Here is a 13172-nt window from a genome sequence, read left to right as displayed (position 1 = left end):
GCCTCGCGATCAGTCGGTCTGCATTTCCTTGGTCGCCGACAGGGTCAGCTCGGGATGGTCGCGGACCACGCGGTCGATGTCCCATTGCAGCCGCGTCATGTAGACCACGTCGCCGTCGTTGTCGGTGGCCATGTGCTGCTTGTTCTTCTGAACGAAGCTCTCGACCGCCGTCTTCTCGCCATGGACCCAGCGGGCCGAGGTGAATTGCGAGGGCTCGAAGCGCACCGGCAGGCCGTATTCCAGCTCGATCCGGCTGGCCAGGACCTCGAATTGCAGCGCGCCGACGACGCCGACGATGAAGCCCGAGCCCACCATCGGCTTGAAGACCTTGGCGGCCCCCTCCTCGGCGAACTGCATCAGCGCCTTGTCGAGATGCTTGGCCTTCATCGGGTCACCCGCGCGGCAGTTCTTCAGAAGCTCGGGCGCGAAGGAGGGGATGCCCGTGACCTTCAGCGCCTCGCCCTCGGTCAGCGTGTCGCCGATGCGCAACTGGCCGTGGTTCGGGATGCCGATGATGTCGCCCGCCCAGGCCTCTTCGGCCAGTTCCCGGTCGGCCGCGAGGAACAGCACCGGGCTCGACACCGTGATCGGTTTCTTGGACCGCACATGGGTCAGCTTCATGCCGCGCTGGAAATGCCCCGAGGCGAGGCGCAGGAAGGCCACCCGGTCGCGGTGCTTGGGGTCCATGTTGGCCTGCACCTTGAAGACGAAGCCCGCGACCTTCGGTTCCTCGGGCGCGATCTCGCGCGGCTCGGCCGCCTGGATCTGCGGCTCGGGGCCATAATTGGCGATGCCGTCCATCAGCTCCTTCACGCCGAACGAGTTGATCGCCGAGCCGAACCAGATCGGCGTCATCTGGCCTTCCAGGACTGCCTGCGGGTCGAGCGCGGGCAGAAGCTCCTTGGCCATCTCGACCTCCTCGATCAGCTTCTCGCGTAGATCCTGGGGCACATGCTCGGCCAGCTTGGGATCGTCGAGCCCCTCGATCCTGATCGACTCGGCCACCTTGTTGCGGTCGGCCCGGTCCATCAGCTCGAGCCGGTTTCTCAGCATGTCGTAGCAGCCGAGGAAATCGCGCCCGACCCCGATCGGCCAGGAGGCGGGCGTGACATGGATCGCCAGCATCTCCTGGATCTCGTCGATGATCTCGAAGGTGTCGCGGCTTTCGCGGTCCATCTTGTTGCAGAAGGTCAGGATCGGCAGGTCGCGCAACCGGCAGACCTCGAACAGCTTCCGGGTCTGGCTTTCCACCCCCTTGGCGCCGTCGATCACCATCACCGCCGCATCGACCGCAGTCAGGGTGCGATAGGTATCCTCGGAAAAGTCGCTGTGGCCGGGGGTGTCGACCAGATTGAAGCGGAAGCGGTCATAATCGAAGGACATCGCCGAGGCCGAGACGGAGATGCCGCGGTCCTGCTCCATCTTCATGAAGTCCGACCGCGTCCGCCGCGCCTCGCCCTTGGCGCGCACCTGTCCCGCCATCTGGATCGCGCCACCATACAGCAGGAACTTCTCGGTCAGCGTGGTCTTGCCCGCATCGGGGTGCGAGATGATGGCAAAGGTGCGCCTCCGGGCGATTTCCGGCGGCAGGGCGGGGCGGTTCGACGGGGCATCCAGCATGGCCGCGGATATAGGTCAGGCGCGGCGCCCGCGCAATCGGTCAAAGCGGGTCAGGATCCGTCGCCGAAGCCGATGAAGGGCTCGATCTTCTCCCAGATCTTCTGCAGCTTCTCGTAGGACTTCAGAAAGGACGCCGTCCGGTCGATGGCCTTCTGGGCCTTGTCGGCATATTTCGACATCTCCCGCCGCATCTCTCCCGCGATGGCACCCAGCCGCGCAAGCTTCGTCTTTTCCTCGTTTGCACCTTTGGGCACGAGGGCTTTTTCCTCGGCCTCGATCAGCGTCCGGGTTTGCTCGGTGAATACGATCCGGCCATCGTAGGAGAATGCGAGCCCGTGCAACTCGGCCGACAGTTCTGCAACCGTGTAAGGAAAATCGTCGGGAATGAAGCGGGTGTTGGCCGGGTCGCTCAACTCGGCCAGCTCGGGATAGAAACCGTAAAGCTGTCGGCCGCGCTTGATGACACGCCGATAAAGCGCGGCGTCGTTGGCTTCCAGCGCCTCGATATCGTCGCAGCCGCCAAGTGCGAGGGTTTCGATATAGTCCTCCAGCAGGGTCGGCAGGAAGGTCTCTTCCTCCGCCTTCAACGCATCGGCCAACGCCTGGGCGGTCGCCAGAAGCTGCTCTGCGGGTCTGACCCGGTTCGAAGTTTCGCGGTCTTCGCGTTTATAGGGGCGCAGGCAACGGCAGAGGGACTTCACAAGTTCCAGCAACCCGGCCCGGGCCCTTTCCCGGTTGCGCGCGTCGATCGGGGTTGAAGAGGCTTGCCGCGGTTCGGGGCGGGTCGGCGTGAATCTGACATCAAGCTTCCCGCCGACAGTCGTGAACTCGGCGGGCGGTGTGTAGCGGGTCGCCGGAAAGGCGGTCGGGTCCGCGCCGCCTTTGGTCGAACCGTTCGGTTTAAAGAACTCTTTGGAGTTTTGTTCCTGAGGCCGCTCTGGCGGATCCGGGGCGGGCCAATGCGCCGGATGGTGCAGCCCCTCGGGCAGGATCGTGCCGGTATCGCCGCGCATGGTGTCGAGCTGGGACTGCGTCAGCCCCCGGGGCTGTGACAGATTCGTCTGCTCGGGCGTGCCGACATCGTTTATACCCACGCCCGAGGATACGGTTCGAACATCAGCCCTCCCGAGGTCTGCCCCCTTGAGGTTCGCCCCCCTGAGGTCCGCCCCCCTGAGGTCCGCCTCCCTGAGTTTCGCCTCCCTGAGTTTCGCCCCCCCGAGTTTCGCCCCCCCGAGTTTCGTCCGCCTGAGGTCCGCCCCCCCCGAGGTTCGCCCACCGGAGGTCCGCTTTGTCTAGATCCGCCAACTGGAGGTTCCCCTCTCTGAGATTCGCCGCCCAGAGGTTTGCCCCCTTGAAGTTCACTCCGCTGAGGTCTGCCTCCATGAGATCCACCCGGCTGAGGTCCGCCTCCTCGAAGTTCACCCTCTTGAGATTCGCGTCCCAAAGGCGTGCCTCTACGAAGTCTGCTGCCCCACAGTCTGCGTCCACCAGGTCCGCCTTAATGAGGACCGCATCTCTAAGTTGCGCGCCCCTGAGGTCCGCTTCCTGTAGGTCCGACAACTGGAGATTCGCCCCCCTAAGTAATGCCCCCCCGAGGTTCGCCTTCCGAAGGTCAGCTTCGCTGAGGTTCGCTTCTCTGAGGTTCCCTCCCCCGAGGTTCACTCCATCCAATGGAATACGGCCGTTTTCAAGCTTCCCCGCCTTCTCAAATGCCCCCCGGATATCCATCCCGGACAGATCCGGCACGAAATCGTCCCGCTCCCGCCGCGCGTTCCACGCCGCGACGCCTTCCAGAAGCCATTCCAGATGCTCGGGATTGCCCATCGCCCGTCTCCTCCGCCCGGGCGAAGCCTAGATCGGCCCCGCCCAAGCGTAAAGCGGGTGGCTGGCGCGCGACCGGCAGGTCGCAGGGCGGGGAGGGATCTCGCCCGTGCTTGAGGGGCGTGATGCCGGAAGGCAGGTGGACGGCTCCCGCCCGTCCGACATCCGGAAGACAGAGAAAACGTGGCCGCGGGCATTGCCCTCGATGGCAAGGCAGGCTTTGGTCCGGCGGAGGCCTTGATCTGGCGGGCGTGGAATGGAACTCTGTGTGGTCACCGACATATTCGGGCAGCCTTTGCCCGGGGATTGCATCTCGAGGCATTTGCCCCTTGTTTCGGAAATCCGCCGCTTCGCGTTGAACGCGCTTTGCGGCCGGCCGGATCTGACGGGCGAGGCGCTGCACGCCCATCTTTTCGGGGCCGGTGGGCTGGAGCGGGCGGTCGCGGCGCTTGCTGAGCAAGTTCAGGCCGGGGGCAAGGGCGCCTGCTATGGCCTCGGCTACAGCGCCGGGGGCACGGCTTTGTGGCGTGCGGCGGCCGGGGGGCTGCCTCTGGCGGGGCTCTGCTGTCTGTCCTCGACGCGGCTGAGAAACGAGCGCGCGATCATGGTGCCGACCCATGTCTTTTTCGGAGAAGACGATCCGAACATGCCGCCATCCGACTGGCTGACGACAGTGCCCGAGCGCTGCACGGTGCTCCGGGGCGTCGGGCACGGGTATTACCTTCACGCCGGGGACGCGCAGCGCGAGACCGCATTGCGCATGGTTGAAGAGATAGAGCGGGTCTCGACCGGTCCGGCGCGCCAGGCCGCTGCGGTCGAGAGGCCGGCCGCCGGTTCTGCGGACTAGCGCGCGATCAGCAGATCGCAGGGCGGGTTGCGGATCAGGTCGTTGGCCAGCGAGCCCAGGATCGAGGGCGCATCGCCCGCGCGGCCATGGGCGCCGAGGACCAGAAGATCGGGCGAATGCTCCTCGATCTCGCGGTTCAGCACGACATGGGCCGCGCCCTCGACGATGTCGATCTCGGCCAGCCGCCCGGGCAGCCCGGCATCACGGCGCCATTCGGCCAGGCGCATCTCGGCGCTGCGCCGGAACGGGGCGATGGCGATCGAGCTGCCATGCGGCGCGACGAAGCCGCGATAGGGGATATGCAGGGCATGCACGCCATGCATCGCGGCCTCGGGCGCAAGCCCGGCCGCGATCTTGACGGCAGAGGTCGAGGCCGGGGCGAAGTCGAGCGCCGCGAGCAGCATGGCATAGTCGTGATCGACCGGATCGCGCACCAGCAGGACCGGGCGCGCGGCATGACGGACGATCCGCTCCATCGTGGTTTCGCGGATCAGGTCGAGGAAGGGCCGCTCGCGATGCAGGCCCAGCACGATCAGCGCGGCGTCGATTTCCTCGGCCAGAAGCGGGATCGCGGTGCTCGGGTCGCCGGTCAGGATGCGGGTGTCGTGCCGGACCTCTGCCGAATGCGGGATCGAGGCCGCGAAGCGGGCAAGCCGGGTCTCGGCGGCCTCGGCCAGCGCATGGGCCACCTCCTCGGGCAGGTCGCTGTCGATCACCGTGACCAAGAGGATGTCGGCTCCCGTCCAGCTTGCCAGGCGAAAGGCCCGGTTCACGGCACGGTCGGCACGCGGGCTGAGATCGGTTGCTACCAGGAATGTGGCGGTCATGTCGGTCTCCCTCGGATGTCTTTGGTCAAGGTCGGGGCGCGGAGGGGGCCTTTCAAGGGCGACATCTTGGTTGTATGTATATACATTGCATAGCAGTAAGCCATGGGGGGAACCGGTCCCGGGCAGAGGGTGGGGGAATGATGAAGACGGTCCTGATCGCCAATCGCAAGGGTGGCTGCGGCAAGACGACGATTGCGGTCACGCTGGCCGCGGCCCTGGCCGATGGCGGCTGGAAGGTGGCCCTGGCCGATGCCGATCCGCAGGGATCGGCGCTGCGCTGGCTCCGGCGGCGGCCCGCGGATGCCTCGGCGATCCGTGGCCTCGACTGGTCGGCCGGTCGGGGGAGCAGCAAACCTGGCAAGGGGATCGGCTGGCTGATCGTCGATGCGCCGGGGGCGCTGCCGGAGGCTGTCGCGGCCGGTCTGGTGGACGGCGCGCGCGCGGTGGTGGTGCCTGTGCTGCCCTCGGTCCTCGATGCCGAGGCGACCCGGCGCTTTCTGGAGGAGATCGCCGAGTTCAAGCGCATCAGGAAAGGCAAGGTCGGGGTCGATCTGGTGGCGAACCGGGTCCGGCCGCGCGGGCGCGATGCGGCCTGGATCCGGGGACTGGCCGAGCGGGTCGGGCAGGGGCCGGTTGCCGAAATCTCGGATCGGGTGGCCTATGGCGATCTGGCCGAGCAGGGGCTGACGGTATTCGACCGTCCGCAGCGCGCCTATGCGCCGCTCCGGGCGCAATGGACCCCGCTGCTTGCGGCGCTGACCGCCCGGGGATGAGGCGCGGCCCCGATGCCATGACTTCCGTCCTTTCCGGCGGGCTGGTAAGCCGGAGGGGAAACGCGACAGGGAGGCTTTCATGGATCTGGGTCTTGCGGGCAAACGGGCGCTGGTCTGCGCCGCGTCGAAAGGGTTGGGGCGGGGCTGCGCCGAGGCGCTGGCCGAAGCCGGTGTCGATCTCGTCATCAATGCCCGCGGCACCGAGGCGCTTCTGGCCACCGCCAAAGAGCTCCGCCGTGTTCATGGCGTCTCGGTGACGCCGGTCGCGGCCGATATCGTCTCGGAAGAGGGGCGTGCGACGGTGCTGGAGGCCGCAGGGCAGGTCGATATCCTGGTCACCAATGCGGGCGGCCCGCCGCCCGGGCTCTGGTCGGACTGGGAGCGCGATGACTTCATCGCGGCGCTCGATGCCAACATGCTGACGCCCATCGCGCTGATGAAGGTGCTGTTGCCGGGGATGATCGAGCGCGGCTGGGGCCGGGTCGTCAACATCACCAGCCAGTCGGTCAAGGCGCCGATCCCGGTCCTGGGGCTGTCGAACTCGGCCCGCGCCGGGCTGACCGGCTATGTCGCGGGGACGGCGCGGCAGTTGGCGCCGCATGGCGTGACCATCAACAACCTGCTGCCCGGCATCCATGCCACCGACCGCGCGATGTCGCTCGACCGCGGCGTGGCCGAGGCCGGGGGCATCTCGGTCGAAGAGGCCCGGTCCCGGCGCGAGGCCACGATCCCCGCGCGCCGTTACGGCACGCCCCGGGAATTCGGCGCGGCCTGCGCCTTTCTCTGCTCGCAGCATGCGGGCTTCATCGTCGGCCAGAACATCCTGCTGGATGGCGGGGCGACCAACGCCACGCTCTGAGGCGGCGCCCGGGGCGCGTTGCGAACCGGTCCGCGCTGCTTCCGTGCCGCCCCGGATCGTCCGCGATGAGGTGGCCGCTGATGTGCGGAGCGCCGGGATCCCGCGCGCATCCCGGGATCTCGGACGGCACCGGTCCCGAAAGGCTGGCATCGTTCCGGGCGGCCAGCCGGCGCAGGGCCCCGGCGCCATCCGCGAAGGACAGCTGTTCCGGCGCGCGGGGCCAGCCGTCGAAGGAGCAGTAGAGGCAGAACCGCCCCGTCACGTGCCCGCCGCGGGGGCGAGAAACAGCCCGTGACCGGTATCGTATCGCGATGCGCCCGCAGAATTGCGGTTGCGCCCTGGACGGAGCAGGCAGTTTTCGGGAACGCGACCAGCGGGCGGCCGGGATCCTCGCCTAAAGGGGGGGGCTTGCCGTGCGTCGGCCGTCAGGGTCGCCTGCTCTGGTGCGGCCGCTTTCGCCCGGATCCCGCTGCGCAGGACCCGGAGAAAGCGCTTCAGCCTCAGCCCAGCGCCGTCGACTTGATCCAGCTCGGCCGGCGCGAATTCTGCAGCAGGCTGACCCGCGGCGCATAGCGCCCGCCGAGGGCCAGGGTCGCGGCACGCAGCATCTCGATGCCCTCCTCCGAGCGCACCGGCAGCGCGCCCGGCGCGATCGGATCGCCGACCGTCATCCGGTAGGGCTGACGCTCCTTGTTGAGGGTCTCGTGGAACAAGGTGATGTCGCGCAGCGTCGGGTGGATCAGGTCGAACAGGTAGAACAGCGCCGAATTCCGCGCCCGGATGTTGACCGGGATCACCGGCAGCTCGAACTTGCGCGCGATCATCGCCGCCGAGGCCATCCAGGGCCGTTCATGCAGCGACAGTCCGCGCCGCTTGGCCAGCCGCCCCGAGGGGAAGATGACCGCCAGCCGCCCCTTCTCGATGGCGGCGCGGGTATAGGCCATGGTCTCGCGGGTCTTGGCATGGCTGCGCTTCTCCTCGCGCCATTCGACGGGCGCGATGATCTCTTCCATCTGCGGCAGCACCTTCAGGATGTCGCGATTGGCATAGAAGAAGAGATCGGGGCGGCGCTGGCGCAGCAGGCTCCAGAGCATCACGCCGTCGGCGATGCCGGTCGGGTGGTTGGCGACGATCATCGCGGGGCCCGAGGCCGGGATGTTCTCGATCCCGGTCCCGCGCACGTCGCGGGCCAGAAGCCGCGCCAGCTCGTCCATGATCACGGGGGAGGGGTGGTCCTTCAGCAGCGCCCCCAGCGCCACGGTCCGGTCATATCCCAGCAGGCCGTTGAGCAGGCGCCGGGACGGTGCGCTCCAGGGATGGTCCTCGAAAAGCCAGGGCGCCCGTTCCTCGATGAGCGGATCGATTCGTTCTTTCATGCGCCTTGTCACCACACCCCAACAACATTTCCGTGACACCAGAGCCGATTCGACCGGCCCCGGTCAAAGCCTATCGCGATCCCGCGCACCGGCTCAGGCGGCGCCGCGCCCGGCCGCCAGCAGACGCCCGAGCATTTCGCCCATGTCCCGGCTCAAACCCTCGCGGGCGGCAATCCGTTCCATCGCCGCTGTCGATTTTGCCCGGCGGCCCTCGTCATAGCGCGTCCAGGTCTCGAAGGCGGTCGACATCCGCGCCGCGGTCTGCGGGTTCACGGCATCGAGCCGGATCAGCCAGTCGGCCACCAGATCGTAGCCCGCGCCCGAAGGATCGTGGAAGCCCGCCGCATTGGCGGTCAGCCCGCCGATCACCGCCCGGAAGCGGTTGGGGTTCTTCCAGGTGAAATCGGGATGCTCGGTCAGGGCGCGGGTGACGGCGACCGCACGCTCGGGCGCGGCAAGGCTCGCCTGCAGCCCGAACCACTTGTCCATCACCAGCCGGTCATGACCCCAGCGCCGGGCGAATCGGTCGAGCGCCTCTTCCGCGTCGCCGGTTTCCACAAGCACGCTCAGCGCGCCGATCTCGTCGGTCATGTTGTCGGCCGCCGCGACATGCGCCCGGGCCTGCGCGCCGCCATCGAGTCGCGCCATGTAGCCAAGCGCGGCCAGCCGGATCGCCCGCCGCCCGGCATCGGCTGCTTGCGGGCTGTAGGGGCCGGGGCAGGTCATGGCGTCGTAAAGCCCGGTCCAGAGCGGGTCGAGATGGCGGGCAATGGCGGTTCTGGCGGCTTCGCGCGCGGCATGGATCGCCAGCGGGTCGGGCACGGTGCCGCGCCCGGCCAGCGCCTCGGCCAGTTCGTCCTCGCCCGGCAGCCTGAGCGCCAGCGCCCGGAAGGCCGGGTCCAGCGCCTCGTCGCGCGCGACCGACGCCAGCGCCTCGAGCCAGGCCGGCGCGGGGGCCGCGCCCTCTGTCACCATCTCGATCAGGATCTCGCGGGCCAGCGACCGCCCGGCTTCCCATTTGTTGAACGGATCGGTGTCATGGGCCAGCAGGAAGGCCCGTTCCTCGGACGAGCTGTCGCGCTCGAGGATCACCGGCGCCGAGAAGCCGCGCAAGAGCGAGGGCACGGGTTTCGCCCCGAGCCCCTCGAACACGGCCTCCTGCCGCGCCTCGGTCAACTCGATCACCGTCGTCGGCAGCACCTCGTCGCCATTGGGCGACAACAGCCCCAGCGCCAGCGGAATGACCTGCGGCGCCTTCTCGTCCTGCCCCGGTGTGGCGGGCGTTTCCTGTTCCAGATGAAGGGTGTAGGTGCCGTTCTTGAAGTCTTCCGTGACCTTCACCCGGGGCGTGCCGGCCTGCGAATACCAGCGTTTGAAACCGGTCAGGTCGCGGCCCGTGGCATCCTCGAAGACCTGCAGCCAGTCCTCGATGGTGCAGGCCTGCCCGTCATGGCGGCTGAAATAGAGATCGAGCGCCGTCCTGTACCCCTCGGGACCGACCAGCCGGCGCAGCATGCCGATCAGCTCGGCGCCCTTCTCATAGACGGTCGCGGTGTAGAAATTGTTGATCTCGGTATAGCTTTCGGGGCGCACCGGATGCGCCAGCGGGCCGTTATCCTCGCGGAACTGGCGCGCGCGCAGCGTCATCACATCCTCGATCCGCTTGACCGCGGCGGACCGCATGTCGGCCGAGAATTGCGAGTCGCGGAAGACCGTCAGCCCCTCTTTCAGCGACAGCTGGAACCAGTCGCGGCAGGTGATCCGGTCGCCGGTCCAGTTGTGGAAATATTCATGCGCGATGATCCGCTCGATATTCTCGTAATCGCGGTCGGTCGCGGTCTCGGGGCTGGCCAGAACATAGCGCGAGTTGAAGATGTTCAGCCCCTTGTTCTCCATCGCGCCCATGTTGAAATCGTCGACCGCGACGATGTTGAACACGTCGAGGTCATAGGCCCGTCCATAGACCTCTTCGTCCCAGCGCATCGAGCGGATCAGGCTGTCGAGGGCGTAATCGGCCTTGCCCTGATCGGCGGGGCGGACCCAGATGTTGAGATCGACCTCGCGACCTTCCGAGGTGGTGTAGCGTTCCGAGGTCGCGACCAGCTCGCCCGCGACCAGCGCGAAAAGATAGCTCGGTTTCGGCCAGGGATCGTCCCATTCGGCAAAGCCCGTGCCCCGGGCCACCGGATTGCCGTTCGACAAGAGGACCGGCAGGTCGCTTTCGATGCGGACCCGGAACGGCGCCATCACATCGGGGCGGTCCGGGTAGAACGTGATCTTCCTGAAACCTTCCGCCTCGCATTGCGTGCAATACATGCCGTTCGACATGTAAAGCCCTTCAAGCGCAGTATTTTCTTTCGGTGCGATCTCGACTTCGCAGTCCCAGAGGAACGGCGCGTCGGGCACCTCGCAGCTCAGCCCGGCGGCGGTGATCTCGGGGGTGACGGGGCGGCCGTCGATCGCCGCCGAGATCAGCGTCAGCTCCTCGCCATGCAGGAAGAACCGGCGGTCGGTCGCGGCCGGATTGGGGCGGAAGGCGATCCTCGCGCGCACCCGGGTCTCTGTCGGGGCCAGGCGGAAGGTCAGTTCGACCCGGTCCACCAGGAAACCGAAGGGGGTGTAGTCTTTCAGGAAAACGGGTTGCGGCGTGGCGTCTGTCATCTGTCTCTCCACTGGGCACCTCCCTGACCTATACCCCTGAGGCCCAAGCGCAAGATGCCCTTGGCGGGAGTAGCGATGTTCGATTTATGTTCCTGCCATGGGCGTGACGATTCTCAGCTTCGGGCGCGATCTGCGGGTGCAAGACCATCCGGCGCTGGCCCGCGCGGGCCAGGAGGCGGGCGCGGAAGGCGGTGCGGTCCTGCCGGTTTTCATCGTCGATCCGGCGGTCTGGTCGGCGCCCGAGGCCTCTGCGCGGCAATGGCGGGTGGTGGCCGAGGGGCTGGCCTCGCTTTCGGCCGCGCTCGCGGCGCGGGGCGCGGCGCTGCAGGTCGAGATCGGGCCACCGGCCGAGGTGCTGGACCGGCTCGCCGCGCGCTGGCCGGTCGTGCGTGGGCTGGCGCTGGGCGCCCAGCCGCCAGCCGAGGTCTGGGCGCGGCGGCGCGGCCTGCCCTGGAGGCCCGTGGCCGCGCCCCGGCGCCCGGCTCCGCCGCTCGGCGAGCTGACCGCGCCGCCCGGGCTGGTGCCGGGGCCGATCCCCGAGGCGCGCGATCTGGGGCTCGGCTTCGATCCCTGTCCGGGGCGGCCGCGCGGTGGCCGGTCCGAGGCCGAGCGGGCCCTGGCCGCGGCTTTGGCTGGCAGTGATCCCGATGCCGCGTTGTCGGCGCATCTGGCCTGGAGCGCGCTGTCGGCGGGCGAGGCGGCGCGGGCAGCCCGCCTTGCGCCCGAAGAGCCGGGCGCGCGCCGCCTCGCTTCCTGGCTGGCCCGGCGCGCCCGGTTTCAGCGGGTCCCGGCCGCCGATCCCGAGCCTGTGGCCGCGCCCCCGGACCCTGCGGCCGATGCGCGACTGGCGGCCTGGGCGCGCGGCGAGACCGGGCTGCCCGCGGTCGATGCCGCGATGCGCGCGCTGATCCATGACGGCATGCTCGACGCCGGGCGGCGCGGGCTTCTGGCCGCGGTCGGCTGCGGCCAACTCGGGCTCGATCCGGGCGCCTGCTGTCAGGTCCTGGCGCGGCTCTCGGCCGATTACGATCCGCGCCTGCACGGGGCTCAGTTCCGCGCGGCGGCGGCGCGACGCGTCGATCCGCTGCGCTGGGGGCGCGCGGCCGATCCCGAGGGGGTCTTCCTGCGCAGATGGCTGCCCGAGCTGGCCGATCTGCCGCCCGACGCGCTGCATGCGCCCTGGACCTGCCCGGCGGCGGCGCGGCGACTGGGACGCCGCTATCCGCATCCGCTGGTCGCCCCCGGTCGCTGCCGGCCGCCGGGCTCTCGGTCCGCAAGCCCGGCCGCGCGGCGGCAGGATTCGCGGCAACTGGCCTTCGATCTCTGAGATTGGCGGGCGCACAGGGGCTGTGCGGCTCTCGGCCGGTGCGGAGAAGCCCGGGCGCGTTATGCCCCGGAAAACGGGCGGAGGGGCCGCAAAACCTGCGCTTGCCGCCCGTTCGCTCCTGTCACGCGCCCCGACATCGCGGGCGCGGCGCCGGGGCGCGGCCCTTCACCCTTTGGCAAAAGCGCTATATCGTCGCGCGGAACAGGCAAACGAGGATCCCATGGCGCGCCCCAGGGTCGGCATCATCGGCAACAGCTTTCTGATCAACGACGAATACCCCGCCCATGCCGGTGGCACGATGAATTCCGAGGCGGTGGCCGAGGTGGCGGGGGCGCTGCCGCTTCTGATCCCGGCCGATCCGCGCTTTGTCAGCGTGCCCGAGCTGGTCGAGTGTTTCGACGGCTTCCTGTTCACCGGCGGACGGCAGAATGTGCATCCCGAGGAATATGGCGAGGCCGCGACCGAGGCGCATGGCGCCTTCGACCGGGCGCGCGATGCCATCAGCCTGCCGCTGATCCGGACCTTGGTCGAACGCGGCCAGCCCTTCTTCGCGATCTGTCGCGGCTTTCAGGAGGTCAATGTCGCGATGGGCGGCACGCTCGATCCCGAAATCCGCGACCTGCCGGGGCGGATGAACCACCGGATGCCGCCCGACGGCACGCTTGAAGAGAAATTCGCCCTGCGCCACATGGTGACGCTGACCGAAGGCGGGCTGTTTCACCGCATTCTCGGCGCGACCGAGGTGATGACCAACACGCTGCACGGGCAGGGCATCAAGCGGCCCGGGCCGCGGATCGTGATCGAGGGGGTGGCGCCCGACGGCACGGCCGAGGCGATCCATGTTGCCGACGCACCGGGCTTTGCGCTGGCGGTGCAGTGGCATCCCGAATACCGCGCCGCCCGCGATCCGGTCTCGCGGCCGCTCTTCGAGGCCTTCGGCAAAGCCGTCGCCGCCTGGGCGCGGGGCGACCGCCCGGCGGTCCTGAAGACGGCCTGAGGCGGGCCCGGGCCCGAAAATCGGCCAGAAGATTCGTCAGAAGATCCACCTGCGCACGCGCTCG

10 protein-coding genes and 1 pseudogene are annotated in these 13172 nt (G+C 68.5%); 5 read left to right on the top strand and 6 right to left on the bottom strand.

Features of this window, described 5'->3' with window-relative positions; all coding sequences use genetic code 11:
* Positions 1-9: 9 nt before the first annotated feature.
* The 3 genes and pseudogenes from ACK8CO_RS03330 to ACK8CO_RS03320 form a co-directional block, all read right to left on the bottom strand.
* Positions 10-1620, bottom strand: coding sequence for a peptide chain release factor 3 (locus ACK8CO_RS03330; protein ID WP_414898164.1), 1611 nt, complete (start codon positions 1618-1620; stop codon positions 10-12).
* 50 nt (positions 1621-1670) lie between these two features.
* On the bottom strand, positions 1671-2633 hold the full coding sequence (locus ACK8CO_RS03325) for a hypothetical protein (RefSeq protein WP_414898163.1): 963 nt from the start codon (positions 2631-2633) through the stop codon (positions 1671-1673).
* Between the two features lie 259 nt (positions 2634-2892).
* Positions 2893-3348, bottom strand: a pseudogene (locus ACK8CO_RS03320) (pentapeptide repeat-containing protein); the annotation flags it as partial.
* Between the two features lie 415 nt (positions 3349-3763).
* Between ACK8CO_RS03320 and ACK8CO_RS03315 the strand changes: the two are divergent.
* Positions 3764-4288 (top strand): hypothetical protein, encoded by a 525-nt coding sequence (locus ACK8CO_RS03315; RefSeq protein WP_414898162.1) that lies wholly within the window; start codon positions 3764-3766, stop codon positions 4286-4288.
* Here the strand turns inward: ACK8CO_RS03315 and ACK8CO_RS03310 are convergent.
* Complete coding sequence (locus ACK8CO_RS03310; RefSeq protein WP_414898161.1) at positions 4285-5115, bottom strand: universal stress protein; 831 nt, start codon at positions 5113-5115, stop codon at positions 4285-4287. The genes ACK8CO_RS03315 and ACK8CO_RS03310 overlap by 4 nt on opposite strands.
* Positions 5116-5252: 137 nt before the next feature.
* On the opposite strand from ACK8CO_RS03310, the gene ACK8CO_RS03305 reads away from it, so the two are divergent.
* Entirely contained in the window at positions 5253-5888 is a 636-nt protein-coding gene (locus tag ACK8CO_RS03305) for an AAA family ATPase (RefSeq protein ID WP_414898160.1), read from the top strand.
* A gap of 79 nt (positions 5889-5967) precedes the next feature.
* Positions 5968-6747: an SDR family oxidoreductase gene (locus ACK8CO_RS03300; RefSeq protein WP_414898159.1), complete on the top strand. Its 780-nt coding sequence runs from the start codon at positions 5968-5970 to the stop codon at positions 6745-6747.
* Between the two features lie 500 nt (positions 6748-7247).
* Here ACK8CO_RS03300 and ACK8CO_RS03295 read toward each other — a convergent pair whose 3' ends face one another.
* Both ACK8CO_RS03295 and pepN read right to left on the bottom strand, forming a co-directional pair.
* Entirely contained in the window at positions 7248-8123 is an 876-nt protein-coding gene (locus tag ACK8CO_RS03295) for a lysophospholipid acyltransferase family protein (protein ID WP_080615803.1), read from the bottom strand.
* Positions 8124-8216: 93 nt separating this feature from the next.
* Entirely contained in the window at positions 8217-10784 is a 2568-nt protein-coding gene (gene pepN, locus ACK8CO_RS03290) for an aminopeptidase N (RefSeq protein ID WP_414898158.1), read from the bottom strand.
* 97 nt (positions 10785-10881) lie between these two features.
* On the opposite strand from pepN, the gene ACK8CO_RS03285 reads away from it, so the two are divergent.
* Both ACK8CO_RS03285 and ACK8CO_RS03280 read left to right on the top strand, forming a co-directional pair.
* On the top strand, positions 10882-12111 hold the full coding sequence (locus ACK8CO_RS03285; RefSeq protein WP_414898157.1) for an FAD-binding domain-containing protein: 1230 nt from the start codon (positions 10882-10884) through the stop codon (positions 12109-12111).
* A 220-nt stretch (positions 12112-12331) separates the two neighbouring features.
* Complete coding sequence (locus ACK8CO_RS03280) at positions 12332-13108, top strand: gamma-glutamyl-gamma-aminobutyrate hydrolase family protein (RefSeq protein WP_414898156.1); 777 nt, start codon at positions 12332-12334, stop codon at positions 13106-13108.
* The last annotated feature ends 64 nt before the right edge of the window (positions 13109-13172 follow it).

The organism is Rhodovulum sp. HP10, from assembly GCF_047553435.1.
Taxonomy (GTDB): domain Bacteria; phylum Pseudomonadota; class Alphaproteobacteria; order Rhodobacterales; family Rhodobacteraceae; genus Rhodovulum.
The sequence above is the reverse complement of the archived record's forward strand: the minus strand, read 5'-3'. Positions and strand labels throughout refer to the sequence as shown.